Raw genomic sequence first — 20,618 nt, forward strand, 5'->3', positions numbered from 1 at the left:
CCAAATATGGCGCATCGCGACGCCGGTTACACAAGAGGTGTCCATCTCATCATCCATGGGGGCTCCACCGCGCCATCCCTGGCGCGGTGGGTCGGCGGCGCTGCGTCCTTTATTCTCCCTGATGGCAGGGAGTGGCCTGCAGGTGTCGTCTACAGACAGCTCGGTGCTCGTAAAGAGGCAACAGAGAGCGTTTCCCACGACCGTGACATGCCATGGAAGGTGGCTGTGTTGTCTCTGCACTCGAACTCAACAACGACCCAGTCTTTAGTCCGATTGGTATGAGGTGCCCTCACTCCTGACTCCGTACTGTCAGTAATCGTAAGGCATTGAGGGTCACCAGGGCGGTGGCGCCGGTGTCGGCCAGCACCGCCAGCCAGAGGCCGGTGATACCGAGGACGCTGGTCACCAGAAACACCGCCTTCAGCCCCAGCGCCAGGGTGATGTTCTGGCGGATGTTGCGGTGGGTGGCGCGAGACAGCCGCACCGCATCGGCCAGGCCGGTGAGCCGGTTGTGGGTGAGGGCGGCATCGGCGCTGTCCAGCGCCACGTCGGTCCCCTGGCCCATGGCGATGCCCACGCTGGCCTGCTTGAGCGCCGGGGCATCGTTGATGCCGTCACCGACCATGGCCAGCTGGCGAGAGGCACCGAGTTGCATGATGGCTTCCAGCTTGTCCTCGGGTTTCAATTCGGCACGGTAATCGATGCCGAGTTCATCGGCAATACGGGCGGCGGCGGTCTGGTGATCGCCGGTCAGCATCAGGCAGCGGATATTCAGTTGCTGCAGTGCTGCCACGGCGACTCTGGCATCGGCTCGCAGCGGGTCGCTCAGCGCGAACAGGGCGGCGATCTGTTCGCCGATCACCAACACCACCAGAGTATGGGCGTCGGCACGCAGCCGATCGATCTCGGCCTGCTGCCCGGCGGTCAATTGACCGGCATTCAGATGGGCCGGGGTACAAATCTTCAGCGGCTGTCCCTGCCACTCGCTTTCGATGCCGGCGCCGGGCAGGGTGCGTCTGTGGGGCAGATTTTCGGGTTGGATGCCTTCGGTCTCGGCGGCGGTCACCAGCGCCCTGGCCAGCGGATGATGCGAACCGGCTTCCAGCCCGGCGGCCAGAGTCAGTACCAGTTTGCGTTCGAAGGGCGGAAAGATGATCAGCTGTTGCAGCCGGGGCTCGCCCTGGGTCAGGGTACCGGTCTTGTCGAAGGCGAGGGTGTTTATTTTGCCCAGTTGTTCGAGGGCCGCGCCGCCCTTGATCAGAATGCCCATGCGGCTGGCGCTGGCCAGGGCCGAGGTCACCGCCGCCGGGGTGGAAATTACCAGGGCGCAGGGGCAGCCGATCAGCAACAGTACCAGACCGCGGTAGGTCCAGGTGGCCCAGTCGGCACTCATCAGCAACGGTGGCACCAGCGCCACCAAGGTGGCGGCCAGTATCATGGCCGGGGTATACCAGCGGCTGAAGCGTTCGATAAAGCGGGCGATGGGGGCCCGGTTGGACTCGGCCTGCTCCATCAGGTGCAGGATGCGGTCTATGGTGTTGTTGCCCGAGGTGGAGGTCACCCGTACCCGAACCGCCACATCCACCAGCAGGCTGCCGGCGGCAAGCCGCTCGCCCCTGCTGCGCTCGACCGGCAGCGACTCGCCGGTCACCGCGCTTTCATCAAACGCTGCCAGTTCGGTCAGCAGCGTGCCGTCCACCGGCAACCGACCGCCGGGGTGCACTTCTATTTCATCGTCTGGCCGCAGGCTGGCGGCGGTGACTTTTTCCAGGCCGTTGGCGGTGACGCGCAAAGCCTGGTTTGGCACCAGTGCCATCAGCGCCTTCACCCCCTTGCGGGCCTTATTGGCGGCCAGGCTTTCCAGCTTTTCTCCTATCAGGAACAGCAGCAACACCATGGCTGCCTCGGCGGTTTCGCCGAGCAGCAGGGCGCCGCAGGCGGCGACCGTCATCAGGGTCTCGATGGAGAAAGGCGAGCCACTGCGAGCCAGTTGCAGCGCCTTGCGACCGATGGGCCAGATACCCCAGAGTGTGGCCAGGGTAAACAGCGCCGGGGCGACGACGGGCAACAACAGGCTGGCACCGCCGGCGGCCACTATCAGGGCCAACAGCACCAGTATCGACCGGTTGTCTTGCCATGGCGTGGACGGAACGGTGGCAGGCCGATGCTCGGCTTTCTGTTCGTCAATAGGGGTAAAGCCGGCACCGCGGATGGCCTGGGTCACGGCGTGCGGGCTCACCTCCGGGGTCAGCTGCACCAGCAGCCGCTCGGTGCTGAAGCGGACCTCGGCACTGAGCACGCCGGGCAGGCGGCGAACGGCGGTTTCAATCTTGCTCGCGCAGCTGGGGCAGTCCATGCCGCCGATACGCCAGGAGTGGGCCCTGCCGGGGCCATCGTCGTCGCCGGCTGCCACCTTTTCGCTGGTGCCGTGGTCATCGCTCACGCAGGAGACGGTTTGACCGACGGGTTCACTGCGGGGCTGGCAATGATGAGTATGGTGATGATGTTCGGCCCGGGGTGTCTGGTGTCTGGTGTGGTCACAGCAGTGTTTCATGGTGTGCTCCTGAATAAGGTGTTCGGGCACAGTTTAGACCCTGGAGGTGCCTCCAGAGTCAATAGCCGGCAGCGCTTGTCGGGCATAGTCGATCAGGCGGCGGGACAGATCCTTGTGAATGCCCCGCTCCAGCAGCCAGCGGTGCCAGTACAGGGGCTGGATCAGCGTGCCCTGGGGATAGAGCTCCACCAGCCGGCCCTGGGCCAGATCGTCGGCAATCATCAGCCGGGGATTCAGGCAATAGGCAGCACCGGCGCGGGCGATGGCGACGAAGGCCTCGGAGGAGCGCACCGTATGACAGGGGTAGTCGCCGGCGGCCAGGCCAAAGTGCTGTGTGATATAGCGGGCGTGCATGTCGTCTTTCTGATCGAAGGCCACCGCCGGTGCCCGCCGCAGGGCGTCGAGTCCTATACCATCGGCAAAGTAGCGGGCCTTGAACTCGGGGGTCGCCACCAGGATGTAGTCCATCTGCCCCAGCCAGTCGCAGCGGCAGCCCGGCAGGGGCTCGTCGGACAGGCTGATGGCGCCGAAGGCCTCGCCGCTTTTCAGCTTGTCCAGGGTGCGGGATTCGTCCTCTACCAGCAGGTTCAGCTCGATGGGATGGGAATGCAGCAGCGGCGTCAGTGCCGGGATCAGCCAGGTGGCCAGGCTGTCGGCATTGGTGGCGATGGTGACCCCCAGCGGTTTTTGCGGGGCATCGGGCAGCAGCTCGGCCATCAGCGCGTTTTCGAGCTGACTCACCTGCCGGTAATGGGCCAGCAACTGCCGGCCCGCCTCGGTGGGCCGCGGTGGCTGGCTGCGTATCAGCAGCGGCTGGGCCAGTCGCAGTTCCAGCTGTTTGATGCGCTGGGACACCGCCGACTGGGTCAGGTGCAGCAGCCGGGCGGCGCGTTCGAAGCTTTGTTCGCTCACCACTTTGTCCAGGGCGGCCAGCAGCTTGTAGTCCAGTTCGCTCATTAATGCCTTCCGTTATTAATTATTCTTATGATGATGAAGTTTTATTAGTTTTACTTAACTTTAGCCTTTCTCTAGTCTGGCTTCCATTGTTTAAGCCGCCTATGAAGAGCAAGCCGGTAACGACAGGTATCGGGGGCATTCAGGCAATCAAGTTTCTGCAATAACGAGGACAAGGCTATGCCGGGAATTGTTGAGTTGGATGAATTGTTGACATCCATGTCACCCGAGATTCAAGAGGGTGAATATGTATTCTGTACGGTCGAGGGTGATTATTCGGACTATGTGCAGTTGAATCCGTTGGCCTGTTTCAGGGAGGCAGAAGGTTTGACCTTGATCCTGTGTGCCGAAACGGCACAACAGGCCGGGCTGACATTTGACGCCAGATTCAGGCAAATCACGTTAACGGTGCATTCGAGCCTGGAGGCGGTGGGTCTGACGGCGGCGGTAGCGGAAAAGTTGGCATCAAATGGCATCAGTGCAAATGTGGTCGCCGCCTATTATCACGATCATGTGTTTGTGCAATCGGAAAAAGCAGAAGCGGCCTTGTCGGCCTTGAAAGAGTTTGCCCACGGCATGAGCTGAATAGTCTGTCGGGTATTGAAGGGGGGCGGAACAACCTGCCCCTCGCGTGATTTAGCAGGAGTGCGGCGTTATGTATTGGTTTCCCTGGGTGCAGGGTTTTACGCTGGGGGCGGGGCTGATTATTCCCATCGGGGCGCAGAATGCCTTCGTGCTCAATCAGGGGATGCGGCGGCAATACCACCTGCTGGTGGCGGCCATCTGCAGCCTGTTCGATGTGTTGTTGATAGGCTTGGGGGTGTTCGGTGGTGGTGCCGCGTTGCAGTCCCACGGTGTGCTCTATTGGGGCATCAGCCTGGCGGGCATGGTGTTTTTGCTGTTGTATGGGGCGCACTGCTGGCGCCGGGTGTTCCAGCAAGGGCAGTCGGTGGCGCTGAGCGGGCGAGAGCGGGGTCTGAAGGCGGTGATCATCGGGGTGCTGGCGGTCACGCTGCTCAATCCCCAGGTCTATATCGAAACCGTGATGATAATGGGCTCGGTCGGCGGTGGTTTTGCCGAACGGGACAAATGGGCCTTCGCCCTCGGGTGTTTCAGCGCCTCGCTGATCTGGTTTTTTACCCTGGCGCTGGCGGCGGCACGGATGAGCAACTGGCTCAACCGGCCCGTGGTGCAGAAGGTGATGGATGCCACCATCGGCACCCTGATGTGGCTGCTGGCCGCCAGGCTGGCGCTGGGGTTGAGTGACATCCTATAACAGCTGATCCAGCCTTTGCTGTTGTGCCAGTCGCTCCCGGTACACGGCCAGGGTGGTGGCGTCCACCAGACGATCCACCTGTTCACTGGCCATGAACTGCCGGCTGAAGCCGGGGCTGACCGGATCGATATGCAGCCGCGCGGCCAGGATGATATGAGCGATCAGCTCGCGCACCCGCTCCATGCCCATGGCCACCCGGATCGTGGTGCGGCTGATGCCGGCGGCGGCCAGGGCGCTGTCGTCCAGTTCGGAATGGGAAGTCAGCGCCGGACAGAGCACCAGGGTATTGGTCTGGCCCAGGCTGACCATATGGGAAAAGGCTGGCTCCAGGGCGTCGAAGAAGCGTACGAAGGCGTCTCTGGGCAGTCCGGCCGGTTCGAGATCGAAGGTAAACAGCGGGCTGGGCAGGCCAAGCTCGAGTAGCTGATGCCGCAGGCCGGCATTGGGGTGCTGCTCCAGCGCGTGGGAATTGACCCGTATCTGCGGATGGGAGTCCAGGAAGCGGGTAAACACCAGGGTATTGATACATTTGGCCAGCATGCGCAGTTCCAGGGTCTTGAGCCCGGTCATCACCTCATAGGCCTTGTCGCCGTCGAGAAAAGCCCCCTTGATGTAATACACCTGCCAGAACAGGGTCTGCTCCCAGCCGGGTTCGCCCTTGGGCAGGAACATGCGGGGCTGTTGACCTATCACTACCCCGGCGGTGGTGCTGCCGGTGCCGCTCAGATCCTTGGTATAGGAGTGGATGACAAAATCCGGTCGCTCGGCCTTGTCGGCACGCTGCAGTGGGCGAAACAGTACCGGGGTGGCCAGGGTGGCATCCAGCATCACCAGGGCGTCGACCTCGTGGCTCAGGCGGCAGATGGCGGGCACGTCCAGCATCAGGCCATGGGGATTGCAGGGCGACTCGATATAGACCCGCAGTCGAGCGCCTCGGTCCAGCGCTTCCTGATGATCGGTGAGTGCCTGCTGTAGCGCCTGGCGGAATTCATCGGCTGTGGTGCCGTCGAACCACACCAGGGTGACGCCCAGCTTCTGGGGTCGGGCGTAATAGTCCTGCAGCAGCTGATGCACGCCGCCATAGACATTGCGGCTGACCAGCAGGATGTCGTCACGCTCCAGCACCGTGCCCAGCAGGGCATCGATGGCGGCCATGCCGGAGTTGAAGTTCCAGGCCAGATAATCCGCTCCGTGGGGGCCGGCCTCCAGCTCGACCATGGTATTGGCCAGTGCCAGCGAGGTGGGGTTGAGCAGCCGGGTATAGATGGCATGACTGGACTCCCGGCCATGAAAAGCATCGTCGATCCATTCGGTACAGGCATAGACATAGGTGGCGGTGCGCACGATCACCGGGTTGGCGGAAAACAGCGCCGGTACCCGATCAAACAGCGGGTAGGGGCCTTTGGCCAGCCGAGAGCCCAGCTCCATGTTCAGGCCGCGCCATTGCTGACGAAAGGGGGTCTGCAGGTTTTCCAGTACCTTGGCGAGCTGAAAGGAGAGAAATTTCTTGGCGTTGAACTGGCTGATCTGCTGCTCGGGCGGCAGGCTGGCGAGGGTGTCTTGGGTCAGCTGCCAGAGTGCGTGAATGTCCTGATTGGTGCGGTTGAGATTAAGCACCGCCTGACCCAGGCGCTGGCCATAGGGGCTGTGTGGGTCTATGCCGAAATGCTGCAATTGTTCGGTGACCAGGGCCTGTTCATCCTTGGCCTGGCTGGAATGACGACGGGGTGACAACTCCGGATTAACAGACATGTCTGGCTCCTGTTCAGGCATATCCTCAAGCATGGCCGAGGAAGGCTGAAAGGGCCAGATGGAGAAGCCGGCCTGTTGTATTCGCATCTACCCTGAAGAGGGTTGCCCGGGATAATGACAGCTCTTTTATCTTGCTCCAGTTCCACGTTCAGACAGCTCTGTTCGACCGCTGAGCGTGGTTATGGCGTGTTATAGTTGCATGCATTATCGAGCTTGGAGTTGCACCTCATAGATATCAGTTACCGTCAGCTCAAGGCTTTTATCACCCTGGTGGAAGAGCGTAATATTACTCGTGCCGCCGAGCGAGTTCATCTGACCCAGTCGGCTCTTAGTCAGATGCTTAAACGGCTGGAGCAGCAACTGGAAGGTGAATTATTTATACGGGAAGGACGGGAGCTCAGCTTGACCCAGGCCGGTGAGGCACTGTATCGGGAGGCCCGTGTCATCGTCAATCGACTGGATAAGCTGTTACGGGATAACCGCGACCGTAGTCACGGCTTTCATAAGTCATTGGTGGTGTCGTCTCTCTACACCTTGTCCGCCTCGTTGGCTCCCATGACTCTGAACAGCATGAAACGCCAATATAACGATTTCACTTTCCGCCTGATCGAAGAGCGGGTGGATGACATCACGCGTTCTGTGCTTGAAGGCCGGGCCGATGTGGGCATTAATACCCCGAGCTATCATCCCGAACTCCATTTTATCCCGTTGTTTCAAGACTATCTGTGTCTGGCTTGCCGCGAAGATCATCCCTTGGCAAACGCCGACAGAATCAGTTGGGAGCAGGCTTACGAGCACGCAAGTATCGGTGTCAGCCCGGGGAACAGTTTGCGCACCCTGGCCGACGAGGCCTTTCATCGTATCGGGTTAAGCTATGATCCCGAGTTCAATGCTTCCCACACCTCCACCCTGTTGGGCATGATATCCAGTGGCTTGGGCTCGGCCATTCTGTCTTCGACCATTTTTGCCATCGACAATACACCTGGCATCCGCTTTCTGCCCATCCGCGCGCCTTACCAGTACCGTCAGGTCGGGCTATTGCTACGCAAGGATGCCCAGCGACCGCTGATCGACGAGTTCTGTCTCAAGATTCAGGATCAGGTGATGAGTTGGCAGGCGGTAAAGCTGGGGCTAGTACTGCTCCCGGGCCAACCGGGAGCAGCAGTGTGATCACATGGGCCCGACTGGCAGCCCCAGCATGAAGTACAGCAAAAAAGCGCCACCCCAGATTGTGAATAGCAACAGGGCATAGGGTAACATCATCGCCAGGAAGGTACCGAAGCGTACCTCGGGGTTATAGCGGGCGATCAACGCAAGCACCATGGGGATATAAGGGTTGGTGGGCGAGATAATGTTGGTGGTGGAGTCCGCGATACGGTAGGCCATCTGGGTATTGGCAGGGTCTATGCCCAGCAGCATAAAGAGCGGTATAAATACCGGTGCCATGATGGCCCACTGGGCCGAGCCGCTGAATACGATCAGGTTCATGGCTCCGGCCAGCACCATGAACAACGCCAGCATCACGATATTGGGCAACTGCAGCCCGGATAACCATTCGGCCCCATTTACTGCCACGTAGATGGCCAGATTAGACCAGTTGAACCAGCCGATAAACTGGGCGATCACGAACACCAGGACTATGTAGCCGCCTACACTCTTCAATGCTCTGGTCATCAACTCCGGCACATCGTCAGCTTGCTTGATGGCCCCCGACTTCACGCCGAACACCACGGCACAGAGGATAAAGAAGCCCATGATTACCGGGATGATACCGCTCAGAAATGGCGACGGTACCAGTCCGCCATCGGCGTTGCGCAGCGGAGAGCCGGACGGCAGCAGTACCAGCAGGAACAGCGCCAGGTAGATGGCAGCGGCGGCCAGAGTCCATTTCAGCGCCTGCTTTTCTTGGATTGAGACGGTATAGCTCTGCCCCATATCGGCGCCTTCACGACTACGCAGTGAATCAAAGCGGGGTTCGATATATTTATCGGTAATCAAGGTGCCCGCGATCACCAGTAAGGGAACTGAAAGCAGCATAAAGTACCAGTTGGCGGCCGGAGATACTTCTGTCGCCTGCACCACGGCCGCAGCTTCGGTGGATATACCCGACAACAGTACATCGGTACCGGCGATAAACAGGTTGGCGGTAAAACCGGCGGCCACCGCCACGAAGCCGGCGGCAATACCGACGATGGGGTTGCGGTTGGTGGCGGCAAAGACAATACCAGCCAGCGGCGGCACCAGGATAAAGGCAGCGTCCGAGGCAAGGTTGCCGATGATACCCACCATAAAGACAGTGCCGGTGACAAACTTGCGTGGGGCATTGAGCAAAGAGGCCTTGATTGCCGCCTCGGCCAGACCCACTTCCTGCATCAGCCCCACCGCCAGCATCATGCATAGCACCAGGCCGAGCGGTTTGAATGACACGAAATTGCCGACCATGGACTGGAGGATGTAGATCAGTCCTTCACCACTTAGCAGACTGCGCACCATTATCTCGTTGCCGTTGCCCGGGTGAATCACACTGCCGCCGATGGCGTTAATCAGGGCCGACAATACCATGACGGCGCCGCACAGATAGATAAACAGATAAAAGGGATGCGGCAGTTTATCGCCAATGCGCTCGATCCGCTGGATCATGTTGGAGGGGCGAGAGACCGCGCCGGTATTGATGGATGACATTGCTGGAGTCCTTTCTTTAATTAACAGAATTGGCTCCCCCGATTCTGGAGAGCCGTTCCGGGGTTATCCCATCTGGTGTACCAGGGTCACGAAATAGGCCGCACCCGCCGGTATAATTGAATCGTTAAAGTCATATCGCTTGTTGTGCAGCCCTACGCTGCAGCCGGGGTCGTTGCTGCCGTTGCCGATAAAGCCGTAGCAGCCCGGCACCTTGCCGAGGAAATAGGCGAAGTCCTCGCTTCCCATCAGTGGCTCGGTAGCCCCATCTACTCCGGCCTCACCGGCTACCGCAGTAGCGGCTTGAACCGCCATGGCAGTTTCTGCGGGAGTGTTGACAGTAGGCGGGTGACTGATAGGGCCGAGTCGGAATTCAGCTTCCATTTCGAAGGCTTTGGCCAGATTAGGCACCAGGGTTTCCAGCCTGGTGATGACGTTATTGCGGGTATCATGTGCCAGGGTGCGGAAGGTGCCGCTGATATGAGCCTCGTCGGCGATGGCGTTGGTGGTTTCACCGCCGTGGATTTGGGTTACCGAAATGACGACAGGCTCCAGCGGACTAAAAGTCCTGCTGACCAGAGCCTGGATACCCTGATAGATATGGGTCGCCACCAACAAGGGATCCCGGGTTTTGTGGGGGAGACCGGCGTGACCGCTATCACCCTTGACGGTAATGAACAGCCGATCCGAACTGGCCATGATGGGTCCTTCCCGGAAGGCAAACTGGCCTGCAGGAATGCCAGGCATATTGTGCAGAGCAAAGCAGCTGTCCACTGGGAAACGCTCTAGTACGCCTTCATGTATCATCCGTTCGGCACCCCCCACTCCTTCTTCCGCTGGCTGGAAGAACAGGACGGCAGTACCTTTGAAATCCTTGTGCAGAGCAAGGTATCTTGCCGCCATCAGTAGCATGGTAGTGTGGCCGTCGTGACCACAGGCGTGCATCTTGCCGGCACAGCCGGATTTGTGTTCGAAGGTGTTTTCTTCATCAATCGGTAGTGCATCCATATCGGCACGCAGACCGATACGTTTGCCCGGTCCCTGGTTGCCATGGATCACCGCTACTACTGCCGTTTCGGCAAAGTCGGTACAAATCTCGTCTACCCCATAGGCGGTCAGATGCTCTACGACCAGCGCTTGGGTATTACGTTCTTCAAAGCCAAGCTCAGGATGACGATGGATACGACGACGAATGGCTTGTGCTTCTGACTGCCATTCATTCAGTTGTTCTAAGGGAGACATCAATATTTCCGACGGCTAATTGGATTGCATCACGCTATCAGCTTCCGGCAAACAACTGATAATCGGTTTGCTAATGGTTCCAGTAGTGAAATTAATAACTGACGTTGATGTGTTGTTGGGCATTCAACAGTACACGTCATAACTCGTTCATAGGTAACTTGTTGGTCGGTACTGAATCGAGGGAGAGTGGGGAGTTGAGCTTTTGGGCAATGTTCACTGTCATTGCTACGGCTGAGCGTACGGGGAGGTATCTACAGCGCGTCGGGGGAGCTACCCCTTCTGTTGCTGGGTCGGCTCCCCCGCGTATAACGTCGCTTAAGAGCTTAGGCCTTCAGCGCCTGCTCCAGATCGGCAATGATGTCGTCGCTGTGCTCGATGCCGATGGACAGACGGATCATCTCCGGCTTCACGCCTGCCTGAGCCTGTTCGGCTGCGCTCATCTGGCGGTGGGTGGTGGAGGCCGGGTGGCAGGCCAGTGACTTGGCGTCACCTATGTTCACCAGTCGTTTGATGAGCTGGAGCGCATCGTAGAAACGAACGCCCGCTTCATAGCCGCCCTTCAGGCCGAACGACAGAATGGCCGAGGGTTTGCCTTTCATGAATCGTTGGGCACGTTCGTAGTCCGGGTGATCTTCCAGACCCGCGTAGTTGACCCAGGCTACCAGCGGGTGATTTTTCAGGAACTCGGCCACCTTGAAGGTGTTGTCCACGTGGCGCTCCATGCGCAGCGGCAGGGTTTCCAGGCCCTGCAGCAGCAGGAAGGCATTGAGCGGCGCCAGGGCACTGCCGGTGTTACGCAGCGGCACGGTTCGGGCGCGGGCGATAAAGGCCGCAGGGCCGAAGGCCTCGGTGTAGACGACGCCGTGGTAGGCCGGCTCGGGCTCGTTGAACTGGGGGAAGCGTTCCTTGTGGTCGGCCCAGGGGAAGGTGCCGCTGTCGACGATGATGCCACCCAGGGAGTTGCCATGGCCGCCGATGTATTTGGTGAGTGAGTGCACCACGATGTCGGCGCCGAATTCGATGGGCTTGCACAGCAGGGGGGTGGCCACGGTGTTATCCACGATCAAGGGAACGCCCTGGGCATGGGCCACGTCGGCCAGGCCCTGAATGTCGGCGACGTTGCCCGCCGGGTTGCCGATGCTCTCGCAGTACACGGCCTTGGTGTTGGCGTCGATCAGCTTGGCAATGGCTTGCGGGCTGGCATCTTCGGCGAAGCGTACTTCAATCCCCAGGCTCGGCAGCATGTGGGCAAACAGGGTGTAGGTGCCGCCATACAGCTGGGGGGTGGTGATGATGTTGTCACCGCTCTGGGCCAGGGTGAGGATGGCATAGTGGATGGCGGCACTGCCCGCCGAAACCACCAGGCCGGCGATGCCGCCTTCGAGGGCGGCGACCCGCTGTTCCAGCACGTCGTTGGTGGGGTTCATGATGCGGGAATAGATGTTGCCCGGCACTTCCAGGTTGAACAGGTCGGCGCCATGCTGGGCGCTGTCGAATTCGAAGGCCACGGTTTGATAAATAGGCACGGCCACCGATTTGGTGGTGGGATCCGTGGTGTAGCCGTGGTGGACAGCCAGGGTTTCGTCTTTCATCGGGTACTTTCCTTGTAGGAGTAAAGTCGTCCAATGTAGGAGCTTTCATCCTGACTGTAAAGGTACGCTCAGCGCGGTAACAGTACCTGAACCAGCAGTCCTCCCTGGGGGTGATTCTCCAGTGTGAGCTCGCCGCCATGCTGATGGATCAGGGTGCGGGCGATGGCCAGCCCCAGCCCGATGCTGCCGTCTTCCTGGTTGCGGGCCGGGTCCAGCCGGGTGAAGGGTTTGAATACCTCTTCCAGCTGCTCTTGCGGAATGCCGGGGCCGAAGTCTCGGATCAGCACGCGCACTCGTTTCGGCTCGGCGAGCAATCTCACTTCCACCTTGCCGCCGTATTTGACGCCGTTTTCCAGCAAATTCTGCAGCGCCCGTCGCAGGGCGGTGGGGCGTCCCCGGTAGATAATGGCATCCTGTTCTTCCAGGCTGATCTCATGGCCGTTGTCCTGCAGATCGTCGCACAGGCTTTGCAACAGGCTGGGCAGATCCAGATTCCGTACCGGTTCGGCCAGGCCGTCTTCCCGGGCAAACTGCAGGGTGGCGTTCAGCATTTGCTCCATGCGCTTCAGTCCTTGCTGAAGTTTCTGTTTGTCTTCGCCCTCGGGCAGAAACTCGCAACGTAGCTGCAAGGTGGTGATGGGTGTGCGCAGGTCGTGCGAAATGGCCGCCAGCATGCGGGTTCGATCGGAGACGAATCGATCGAGCCGGTCCTGCATGCGGTTGAAGGCCGACAGCATTTCACGGATTTCGCTCGGTCCGCTTTCTGTGAGTGGCTCGAGCTTGTCGCCCCGGCCCAGTCGTTCGGCCTGGCGGGCCAGTTCTTTCAGGGGGCGGGTGGTGCGTTGCAGCAGCCAGATCATCATCCCGGCCAGCAGGGCGGCCAGTACGACGAAGGACAGTATCGCCTTGGCGGACCAGGCGGGAATGTCCCGGTCGGTCAGCGAGGTGAAGCTCAGCCAGTGGCCGTCGGCCAGTTCGATTACGCCATGGAGACGAATATCGGACCGTGGCGGCGGGTGGGGATGCCGACGTCGATCTCGCTCTCGCTCTCGTTCCCGGGGGGGCCAGTCACGCAGGCCCTGACGGGACTCGATGCTGATATGAATGTCTCTCTGATCGGGGTAGTCGAGCTTGTTGCGGATGATACGTTCGAAGTTTGCGCTCCGCTCTCCGGGCTGGGGGCGGGTGTCGGTCACGGTCAGCAGCAGGGTTTCGCTGCGGCTGGCGCGCAGAATTTCGTCGTGCAGGGCGGGGGGAGACTGGTTGAGCAGACGGGTAACCGCAATCAGTCGTTGCAGGGTAAAGCGGCTGTTGACCATCCCGAGGGTTTCTTCCCGCTCCATGCGGTAAATCTGTACGCCCACCAGCTGGATCAGTACCAGGGCAAACAGCGCGACCACTATCACCTGGCCGGTGAGGCTGCCCAGCCAGTAGCGAAGACGCTTAGTCCCCATGGCGAATATCGGCCACCAGCATATAGCCGCCGCCCCAGATGGTCTTGATAAGCTGAGGGTGTCGGGAGTCGGATTCGAGCTTGCGCCGCAGCCGGCTGACCAGGGTGTCGATGGCGCGGTCGAAGGCCTGGGCCTCCCGCCCCCGGGCCAGATCCAGCAATTGATCCCTGCTCAGTACCCGGTTGGGATGCCGGGTGAAGACGCGCAGCAAATCAAATTCGGCGGTGCTCAGGCTGATGGTCACACCCTTGTCGTCGAGCAATTCCCGGCGGGCCAGGTCCAGGGTCCATTGACCAAAGCCAAGCCGCTTGGGTTCATCGGCCGCGGGCGATAACCCCGCCTCCGGCTGGCGGCGTAATACCGCCTTGATCCGGGCCAATAGCTCACGGGGATTGAACGGTTTGGGCAGATAGTCGTCCGCCCCTATTTCCAGACCCACGATGCGGTCGGTTTCCTCACCCATGGCAGTGAGCATGATGATGGGCACCTCATTGCCCTGGCCACGGAGTTCGCGGCACAGGGTCAGGCCGTCGTCTCCGGGGAGCATCAAATCCAGAATGATCAGATCGGGACTCTGGCGGCTCAGATACTGACGCATTTCCTGGCCGTCACGCACGCCCTGTACCTGATAACCGTGTTGTTCCAGAAAACGTTTCAGCAAATCGCGGATTTCCCCGTGATCGTCCACTACCAGCAACTGCCTGCCTTTGTTCATATCTTACCTCTCATCGTGACCCCGCCAGTATAAGCGTCTTCAAAGGGGAAATAATGTCAAAGTATGACAGCGGGCAAAGGCGTCACACTTTGTGACAAAAAAGCCGGTGGGTGACACAGTTTGCTGACAAGGGATTGCTTTAATTGATAGCGAAACCACCACAGATAGAGGTCATTATGATGAAAGCCAAACACAGCGCCCTGTTGCTTGCCGCCACCTTGCTGACGGTTCCCGCTCTGGTGAGTGCCGCGAGCCACGGAGCCGACGGTGAGCCAGGAGCGCACAAGGCGCAAATGAAAGAAGGCTGCGAGGGTGAACGCGGCGGCATGAAAGAGCGGGGCCATCACGGTCAGCGTCATCACGAAAGGATGGGTGGCAAGATGATGGACCCGGTCCGTTTCGAACAGCATCTGAACAAGCGGCTGGAAAAGCTGGAGAGTCCCGAGCTGAAGGCGCAGTTTGTAGCCACGCGCCAGGCCCGCCTGGCGGCCATGGAGCAGCAGATGTTGCTGCACAAGATGATGGCCGAGCACAAGGCGGACAAGATAGAAGATGCGGAGCTTAAAGCCGCCACCCTGGAGCAAATTGCCGCCGACAGCAAGGTGAAGCAGCTGCGCCTCAAGCAGATGCAAGAGACCCTGAGCAAGTTTAACTGAAGGTAGACAAACCCGGCCCATGAGTAAATAGGATGGGCCGGTGTTGGGTTGTACTTTAAGGCGTCACGTCCCTGTCTATCGGCTGCTGCAGGGAGATCAGGGTCTCGGTGGACTGAATTTCGTCGATGGGCTGCAACCGGTGGATCAGCACCTGTTGCAGTTCGTCGATGGATCGGGTCATCACCTTGATGAAGATGTTGTAGTGGCCGGTGGTGTAGTAGGCCTCGACCACTTCTTCCAGCTGTTCCAGCTTGGCCAGTGCCTGGGGATAATCCCGGGCGCTTTTCAGTATGATGCCGATAAAACAACAGACGTCGTAACCCAGCTTCTTGGGATTCACCTGCACTCGGGTGCCTTCGATGATGCCCGCCTGCTTCATTTTTTCTACCCGTACATGAATGGTGCCGGGGCTGACCGCGAAACGCTTGGCCAGCTCCGCATAAGGCACCCGGGCATTTTCCATCAGTGCCATCAGGATGGATTTGTCCAGATTATCGATTCGGTAATGAAGGTCGCCTTTTTCCATTTTATTCTGAATATCCTGCAAAAATAAGGTGATATTTTGATGAATTTAAATCAAATATAGAGTTTTTTCTATCCAATATTGAACTAAGGTTCTCGTTCCCTGATTATTCATCAAAACCAGACAACAACCCCAGGTGAATGAGATGAAGCAAGCCTATATTGAACGCCAACGCCAGATCCGTTTTGTGAAGGAGTATTTCTCCGGTCAGCTGGCACAGCAGCTCAATTTGTTGGAAGTACAGGCGCCCATTCTCAGCCGCCTGGGTGACGGCATGCAAGACAACCTGTCCGGCTCCGAAAAAGCGGTACAGGTGAAGGTCAAGGCCATTCCCGCCGCTTCCTTCGAAGTGGTGCATTCCCTGGCCAAGTGGAAGCGCCACACCCTGGGTCGTTTCGGCTTTGGGCCGGGTGAAGGCATCTACACCCACATGAAGGCGCTGCGTCCGGATGAAGATCGCCTGAGCCCGATTCACTCGGTCTATGTGGATCAGTGGGACTGGGAGCAGGTGATGTCGGCGCAGGACCGGGATGCGGATTTCCTGGTCGGCACCGTTAATCGCATTTATGGTGCTATCAAGCGTACCGAGCAGGCCGCCGCTGCCGAATTTGGCCTGACGCCGTTTCTGCCGGAGCAGATTCAGGTCGTGCATTCCGAAGAGCTGCTGGCCCGTTATCCGGAGCTGGACGCCAAGGGGCGTGAGCGCGCCATTGCCAAAGAGCTGGGCGCGGTGTTCCTGGTCGGCATCGGCGGCAAACTCAGCCACGGCGACATTCACGATGTGCGAGCGCCGGACTACGACGACTGGTCCAGCGCCGGCAAGGACGGTCTGGCCGGCCTGAACGGCGATATTCTGGTGTGGAACCCGGTACTGGAAGACGCCTTCGAGATTTCCTCCATGGGCATTCGGGTCGACCAGGAGGCACTGCGCCGCCAGCTGGCGCTGACCGGTCACGAAGACCGCGCCGCTCAGGAATGGCACCAGGCCCTGCTGGCCGGAGAGTTGCCCCAGACCATAGGTGGCGGCATCGGCCAGTCTCGGCTCGCCATGCTGTTGCTGCAACTGTCCCATATCGGTCAGGTGCAGTGCGGGGTGTGGCCGGCCGAGTTGAGCGAGTCGATCGAGGGTCTGCTGTAATCGGCGGCGCAGAGAGCATAAAAAAACGGGAACCTCAGGGTTCCCGTTCTGCATTCCGGATCCGGCCGTGTATCAGTAGTTGATGGAGCAGCTCTGCAACTGCTTGTTGAGGAACAACATCACCTGATGCCGGGTCACGATACCGACTACCTTGGTGTCTTCCACCACCGGATAGAGCTTGGGTTTGGCACCGCCCATGATACGAGCCAGTTCGAAGACATCGTCCTCGGGGGTGACCGTCAGGGGATCCTTGCGCATCAAATCATTGACCGTAACCCGGTTATCGCAGTGGTAACTGGCGTTGATCAACTTGGGAATACAGTCCTGTTCGGAAAGAAAGCCGATAATATGCCGCTGTGCATCCACCACCGGCAGGCCACTCAGTCCGGACTCCAGCATTCTGTCCAGCGCACTCGTGATGGACATGTCGGCCCTCAGCATCGGCAGGCTGTGCCGCATGATTTCGCTTACTGTTGCCATCGCCATTCTCCTTGCATGCCTGATAAACCGAGTGTGGCATCGTTCCGAACGATGATCCAATCGGTACCGCCTGCACCATTGATAGTCAGCGCCTCGACTCTTTATCAGCATAGCGTAGTTACATGGCAGCGGCGGGGTCACGCGGTTGCGAAACCGGGGCAGGCCGGCGCGGGTTTGCGGGTGCAGCGCGCCAAGGTAACCGTTTTTTATTTCCGTAGTCTGCGTGGGGGAGCATTTTTGTTATCCTGCCATGCCGATAATCGAGTGAGTATGTGGATGATGTCTGATACTGCGGTCAGGGGATTTGCTCCTCGTTCTTTGCTGCGACTGGTGTTGATTGCCTTTACCCTGGTATTGCTGCCGCTGATCCTGCTGGTCATCCAGAATGGCCGCAGCCTGGAGCGCGTCAACCTGCTGGCCCAGGATGGGATAGCAAGCGCGGTCATCGATACCCGGCGGGCGTCGGACATGAACGATCTGGCGCTCGAAATGGAGCGAGCCATCCGCCGCTATGCGGTATTGGGGGATCCGGAATTGCGCCAGTCCTATCTGCGGCTACTGGAGCGTTATCGGCTGGAGCTGGATCAGTTGTTGCTGGGCATCGAGGGGGGCACCCTGGGTACCTCGTTGCAGCATCAGCTGGTGTATCTGGTGGATCTGGCCCAGGCCAGCGGTGAGCAAATTCGCGATCGGGTGGTGATGTTCAATGCCTTCAACAGCGCCACCCTGGCGCTGGATCAGCTCACCCGGGCGCAGATTGACGGGCGCATTCAACAGGTGCGGGCACACGTCACCCAGGTGCGGCAACAACTGTGGATGCTGAGTGCCGCCCTGGGGGGAGCCAGTCTGCTGCTGGTGCTGCTGTTTACCTACCTCATCATTCGTCCGGTGCGCCAGCTGGAACGAAGTATTCTTAGTTTGGGGGCCGGGGTCGAGCCGGAAGAAAAGCCGGTGAGGGGGCCGGCGGAGCTGGTGGCACTGGGCGACAAATTGCAGTGGCTGCACCAGCGGTTGCGCGAGCTGGAAGCGCAGAAGCTGCAGTTCTTGCGTCATCTTTCCCACGAACTGAAAACCCCGCTGGCAAGTCTGCGGGAGGGGGCCGACCTGTTGCTGGAGCGGCTGACCGGGCCGCTGACTGCCGAGCAGGAAGAAATCTGCGAGCTGCTGGTGCATAACAGCTTCCGCCTGCAGGGGCTGATTGAGCAACTGCTCGATTACAACCGGATTCAGCAGGTGCAGGTCTATCAGGAGCCGGTGGCGGTGCTGCCGCTATTGGAGCAGAGCCTGGAGGCCCATCGGCTGACCATCGAGAACAAGGCGCTGCGGGTCAGCATGGCGCTGGATGATACATGCCCGCTGGCGGACGGGCATCGACTGAAGCTGGTATTGGATAACCTGATCTCCAATGCGGTCAACTACGCCGATGCCGGCGGCGAGCTGCGGGTGGAGGCCCGGGTCGAGGCGGAAGATTATGTGCTGACGGTGGCCAACACCGGCCAGCCGATACCGGAGCAGGACAGAGAGCGCATCTTCGAACCCTTCGTGCAGGGCAGCCAGATACGCAAGGGCGTGCTGAAAGGTTCCGGTATCGGGCTGAGTATCGCGCGGGAGGCCGCAGCCAGCATGGGCGGGCGGCTGATATTGAATACATCCATGGCAGAGCTGGTCTGTTTTGAACTGAGCCTGCCCACAAACAAAAACCAAGGAACAAGACATGACTAGATCCTGGTATTGCGGTGTGCTGGCATTGATGTTGTCCGGCTGCTCATTGCCTTTTTCGTTGCCTTATCAGCAGCAACCCGAACCAATCTGGAGTCCGGCATCCGACAATCAGGAGTTGAATGACTGGTTGCAGCTGGCCGGCGAGGTAACGCACAGCAGCGATGCGGAGCGCCAGCAGCAGCTGCTGCGCTGGCAGAGCATGCCCGCCGGCAACGAGCTGAAACTGGCGTTATGGCTCAGCCATCCGCGGGCCAGCAACAGTCAGCGCCAGCAGGCCCAGCAGCTATTCAAACAACATCTGCCGGCGGTGAATACCCGGGTGCAGCAGTTCTTCGGGGTTTATCAGCGTTATAATCAGGAACTGCTGGCGCTTAATCGGCAACTGGCGGATCGGCAGCAACAGATCGATACCCTGACCCGCAAACTGAACGAGCTGGCCAGCATCGATCAACAGATCAACGAACGTAAATTTCGAGAGTAGACACCATGAAGCGTAAAGCCAGAATACTGCTGGTGGACGATGATGTCAGCCTGCTGAAGTTGCTGGGACTGCGGCTGAAAAGCGAAGGCTTCGAGGTGAATACTGCCGCCAGCGGTGCCGAGGCGCTGGAATGGCTGGAGCAGGAAAGGCCGGATCTGGTGTTGAGCGATCTGCGCATGGATGGCATGGATGGCCTGGCGCTGTTCGACCGGATTCAGCGTCAGCATGTGGGCCTGCCGGTGGTGATCATGACTGCTCACGGCTCCATTACCGATGCGGTCACCGCCACTCGTTCCGGTGTCTTCGGTTTTCTGACCAAACCCATCGACAAGGAAGCCTTGCGTCAAACCATCAACGAGGCCCTGTCGGTGTCGCTGCCGGCGATGGAAAATGACTGGCAACACAGGATCATGACCCGCAGCCCGGTCATGGTGGCGTTACTGGAGCAGGCCCGGCGCATGGCTCCGCTGGATATCAGCGTGATGCTGACCGGACCTTCCGGCTCGGGCAAGGCATTGATGGCCGAGGCGCTGCACGATGCCAGTCCGCGGCGGGATTATCCCTTTATTGTGCTCAATTGCGGCGCCATGACCGAGCAACTGCTGGAGTCGGAGCTGTTCGGCCATGTCAAAGGCGCCTTTGCCGGTGCGGTGTCCGACCATCCGGGGGTCTTTCTCGCCGCCCAGGGCGGGACCCTGCTGCTGGAAGATGTCGGCGAGCTGCCGCCGTCGCTGCAGATAAAACTGCGGCGGGCGCTGGAACAGCAGCAGGTGCGCCCGCTGGGGGCTACCCGCAGCATCAAGACCGATGTGCGGGTGCTGTCTTCTACCAACCGGGATCTGGTTTCCGCCATGGAACGGGGCGACTTCAGGGAAGATCTGTTTTATCGCCTCAACGTGGTGAACCTGAACCTGCCGTCATTGCAGCAACGACCCGAAGATATTCCGCTGCTGGCCCGTCATGCGCTGGAGCAGCTCCGGCAGCGCCAGTCTACCCAAGTGACCGGTTTTTCCCCCGAGGCGCTGTCGATGCTGGCGGCGGCCAGCTGGCCGGGTAATGTGCGGCAATTGCTGAATGTGGTGGAGCAGGCGGTGGCACTGGCGTCGGCGCCGGTAATAGGCCCGCAACTGCTCGAAGGCATATTGTCGGACAGTGGGGAGCTGTTTCCGACCTTCAACGAGGCCCGGGCCGAGTTCGAACGCCTGTATCTGCACAAGATACTGCGCATGACCGAGGGCAACGTCAGCCAGGCGGCGGGGCTGGCCGGGCGTAACCGAACCGACTTTTACAAGCTGCTGAACCGGCACGGCATCGAGGCCGGCACCTACAAGGAAAAAGGCAAGGGGTGAAATTTTTCCCCGCGGATGGCGCTCTTTGTATGCAACCAGCTGTATGCAACC

General features: G+C 59.7%; 18 protein-coding genes. 8 read left to right on the forward strand and 10 right to left on the reverse strand.

Going from position 1 to position 20,618, the window contains the following annotated elements; all coding sequences use genetic code 11:
• Positions 1-289: 289 nt before the first annotated feature.
• Positions 290-2,554, reverse strand: a complete 2,265-nt coding sequence (locus BFR47_RS10570; protein WP_071473042.1) for a heavy metal translocating P-type ATPase — start codon at positions 2,552-2,554, stop codon at positions 290-292.
• A gap of 33 nt (positions 2,555-2,587) precedes the next feature.
• Complete coding sequence (locus tag BFR47_RS10575) at positions 2,588-3,511, reverse strand: LysR family transcriptional regulator ArgP (RefSeq protein ID WP_071473043.1); 924 nt, start codon at positions 3,509-3,511, stop codon at positions 2,588-2,590.
• A gap of 177 nt (positions 3,512-3,688) precedes the next feature.
• Between BFR47_RS10575 and BFR47_RS10580 the strand changes: the two genes are divergently transcribed.
• Positions 3,689-4,093: an ACT domain-containing protein gene (locus tag BFR47_RS10580; RefSeq protein ID WP_071473044.1), complete on the forward strand. Its 405-nt coding sequence runs from the start codon at positions 3,689-3,691 to the stop codon at positions 4,091-4,093.
• Between the two features lie 70 nt (positions 4,094-4,163).
• Positions 4,164-4,784, forward strand: a complete 621-nt coding sequence (locus BFR47_RS10585; RefSeq protein WP_071473045.1) for a LysE/ArgO family amino acid transporter — start codon at positions 4,164-4,166, stop codon at positions 4,782-4,784.
• On the opposite strand, the gene BFR47_RS10590 is transcribed toward BFR47_RS10585, so the two are convergent.
• Entirely contained in the window at positions 4,779-6,536 is a 1,758-nt protein-coding gene (locus BFR47_RS10590) for a trans-sulfuration enzyme family protein (RefSeq protein ID WP_071473069.1), read from the reverse strand. The two genes, BFR47_RS10585 and BFR47_RS10590, sit on opposite strands and share 6 nt — an antisense overlap.
• 219 nt (positions 6,537-6,755) lie before the next feature.
• On the opposite strand from BFR47_RS10590, the gene BFR47_RS10595 reads away from it, so the two are divergent.
• On the forward strand, positions 6,756-7,706 hold the full coding sequence (locus BFR47_RS10595) for a LysR family transcriptional regulator (RefSeq protein ID WP_245748889.1): 951 nt from the start codon (positions 6,756-6,758) through the stop codon (positions 7,704-7,706).
• Here BFR47_RS10595 and BFR47_RS10600 read toward each other — a convergent pair whose 3' ends face one another.
• From BFR47_RS10600 to BFR47_RS10620, 5 genes are all read right to left on the reverse strand, one after another.
• Positions 7,707-9,218: an AbgT family transporter gene (locus tag BFR47_RS10600; protein WP_071473046.1), complete on the reverse strand. Its 1,512-nt coding sequence runs from the start codon at positions 9,216-9,218 to the stop codon at positions 7,707-7,709. It abuts the gene before it with no gap.
• A gap of 63 nt (positions 9,219-9,281) precedes the next feature.
• Positions 9,282-10,457, reverse strand: coding sequence for a M20 aminoacylase family protein (locus BFR47_RS10605; protein ID WP_071473047.1), 1,176 nt, complete (start codon positions 10,455-10,457; stop codon positions 9,282-9,284).
• A gap of 323 nt (positions 10,458-10,780) precedes the next feature.
• The gene (locus BFR47_RS10610) at positions 10,781-12,049 is read right to left on the reverse strand and encodes an O-acetylhomoserine aminocarboxypropyltransferase/cysteine synthase family protein (protein WP_071473048.1); all 1,269 of its coding nucleotides are present in this window, start codon (positions 12,047-12,049) and stop codon (positions 10,781-10,783) included.
• A gap of 68 nt (positions 12,050-12,117) precedes the next feature.
• Entirely contained in the window at positions 12,118-13,503 is a 1,386-nt protein-coding gene (locus BFR47_RS10615; protein WP_071473049.1) for an ATP-binding protein, read from the reverse strand.
• Positions 13,493-14,218 carry a response regulator gene (locus BFR47_RS10620; RefSeq protein WP_071473050.1) on the reverse strand — a complete coding sequence of 242 codons (726 nt, stop codon included), beginning with the start codon at positions 14,216-14,218 and terminating at the stop codon, positions 13,493-13,495. Before BFR47_RS10620 ends, BFR47_RS10615 begins: the two co-directional genes overlap by 11 nt.
• 176 nt (positions 14,219-14,394) lie before the next feature.
• Here BFR47_RS10620 and BFR47_RS10625 point away from each other — a divergent pair, with 176 nt between their 5' ends.
• Positions 14,395-14,874: a hypothetical protein gene (locus BFR47_RS10625; protein ID WP_071473051.1), complete on the forward strand. Its 480-nt coding sequence runs from the start codon at positions 14,395-14,397 to the stop codon at positions 14,872-14,874.
• A gap of 55 nt (positions 14,875-14,929) precedes the next feature.
• Here BFR47_RS10625 and asnC read toward each other — a convergent pair whose 3' ends face one another.
• Entirely contained in the window at positions 14,930-15,400 is a 471-nt protein-coding gene (gene asnC, locus BFR47_RS10630; RefSeq protein WP_071473052.1) for a transcriptional regulator AsnC, read from the reverse strand.
• Positions 15,401-15,542: 142 nt separating this feature from the next.
• Between asnC and asnA the strand changes: the two genes are divergently transcribed.
• Positions 15,543-16,535, forward strand: coding sequence for an aspartate--ammonia ligase (gene asnA, locus BFR47_RS10635; RefSeq protein ID WP_071473053.1), 993 nt, complete (start codon positions 15,543-15,545; stop codon positions 16,533-16,535).
• 72 nt (positions 16,536-16,607) lie between these two features.
• On the opposite strand, the gene BFR47_RS10640 is transcribed toward asnA, so the two are convergent.
• The gene (locus BFR47_RS10640) at positions 16,608-16,994 is read right to left on the reverse strand and encodes a CBS domain-containing protein (RefSeq protein WP_245748890.1); all 387 of its coding nucleotides are present in this window, start codon (positions 16,992-16,994) and stop codon (positions 16,608-16,610) included.
• Between the two features lie 297 nt (positions 16,995-17,291).
• Here BFR47_RS10640 and BFR47_RS10645 point away from each other — a divergent pair, with 297 nt between their 5' ends.
• The 3 genes from BFR47_RS10645 to BFR47_RS10655 are packed head-to-tail and all read left to right on the forward strand — an operon-like array spanning position 17,292 to position 20,567.
• Positions 17,292-18,737 (forward strand): sensor histidine kinase, encoded by a 1,446-nt coding sequence (locus tag BFR47_RS10645; RefSeq protein WP_071473055.1) that lies wholly within the window; start codon positions 17,292-17,294, stop codon positions 18,735-18,737.
• On the forward strand, positions 18,730-19,218 hold the full coding sequence (locus BFR47_RS10650) for a hypothetical protein (protein ID WP_071473056.1): 489 nt from the start codon (positions 18,730-18,732) through the stop codon (positions 19,216-19,218). Before BFR47_RS10645 ends, BFR47_RS10650 begins: the two co-directional genes overlap by 8 nt.
• A 5-nt stretch (positions 19,219-19,223) precedes the next feature.
• Positions 19,224-20,567: a sigma 54-interacting transcriptional regulator gene (locus BFR47_RS10655; RefSeq protein WP_071473057.1), complete on the forward strand. Its 1,344-nt coding sequence runs from the start codon at positions 19,224-19,226 to the stop codon at positions 20,565-20,567.
• Positions 20,568-20,618 lie beyond the last annotated feature (51 nt).

It is taken from the genome of Oceanisphaera psychrotolerans (genome assembly GCF_001870485.1).
Classification (GTDB): domain Bacteria; phylum Pseudomonadota; class Gammaproteobacteria; order Enterobacterales; family Aeromonadaceae; genus Oceanimonas; species Oceanimonas psychrotolerans.

Bases quoted from the DNA above. Each gene is read 5' to 3' on its own strand.
- BFR47_RS10610 (WP_071473048.1), bottom strand. From the start codon at position 12,049: ATGAAAGACGAAACCCTGGCTGTCCACCACGGCTACACCACGGATCCC.
- BFR47_RS10645 (WP_071473055.1), top strand. From the start codon at position 17,292: ATGATGTCTGATACTGCGGTCAGGGGATTTGCTCCTCGTTCTTTGCTG.
- BFR47_RS10650 (WP_071473056.1), top strand. From the start codon at position 18,730: ATGACTAGATCCTGGTATTGCGGTGTGCTGGCATTGATGTTGTCCGGC.
- BFR47_RS10655 (WP_071473057.1), top strand. From the start codon at position 19,224: ATGAAGCGTAAAGCCAGAATACTGCTGGTGGACGATGATGTCAGCCTG.
- BFR47_RS10620 (WP_071473050.1), bottom strand. From the start codon at position 14,218: ATGAACAAAGGCAGGCAGTTGCTGGTAGTGGACGATCACGGGGAAATC.
- BFR47_RS10575 (WP_071473043.1), bottom strand. From the start codon at position 3,511: ATGAGCGAACTGGACTACAAGCTGCTGGCCGCCCTGGACAAAGTGGTG.
- BFR47_RS10580 (WP_071473044.1), top strand. From the start codon at position 3,689: ATGCCGGGAATTGTTGAGTTGGATGAATTGTTGACATCCATGTCACCC.
- BFR47_RS10625 (WP_071473051.1), top strand. From the start codon at position 14,395: ATGATGAAAGCCAAACACAGCGCCCTGTTGCTTGCCGCCACCTTGCTG.
- BFR47_RS10615 (WP_071473049.1), bottom strand. From the start codon at position 13,503: ATGGGGACTAAGCGTCTTCGCTACTGGCTGGGCAGCCTCACCGGCCAG.
- BFR47_RS10600 (WP_071473046.1), bottom strand. From the start codon at position 9,218: ATGTCATCCATCAATACCGGCGCGGTCTCTCGCCCCTCCAACATGATC.
- BFR47_RS10585 (WP_071473045.1), top strand. From the start codon at position 4,164: ATGTATTGGTTTCCCTGGGTGCAGGGTTTTACGCTGGGGGCGGGGCTG.
- BFR47_RS10640 (WP_245748890.1), bottom strand. From the start codon at position 16,994: ATGCGGCACAGCCTGCCGATGCTGAGGGCCGACATGTCCATCACGAGT.
- BFR47_RS10605 (WP_071473047.1), bottom strand. From the start codon at position 10,457: ATGTCTCCCTTAGAACAACTGAATGAATGGCAGTCAGAAGCACAAGCC.
- BFR47_RS10590 (WP_071473069.1), bottom strand. From the start codon at position 6,536: ATGTCTGTTAATCCGGAGTTGTCACCCCGTCGTCATTCCAGCCAGGCC.
- asnC (WP_071473052.1), bottom strand. From the start codon at position 15,400: ATGGAAAAAGGCGACCTTCATTACCGAATCGATAATCTGGACAAATCC.
- BFR47_RS10570 (WP_071473042.1), bottom strand. From the start codon at position 2,554: ATGAAACACTGCTGTGACCACACCAGACACCAGACACCCCGGGCCGAA.
- asnA (WP_071473053.1), top strand. From the start codon at position 15,543: ATGAAGCAAGCCTATATTGAACGCCAACGCCAGATCCGTTTTGTGAAG.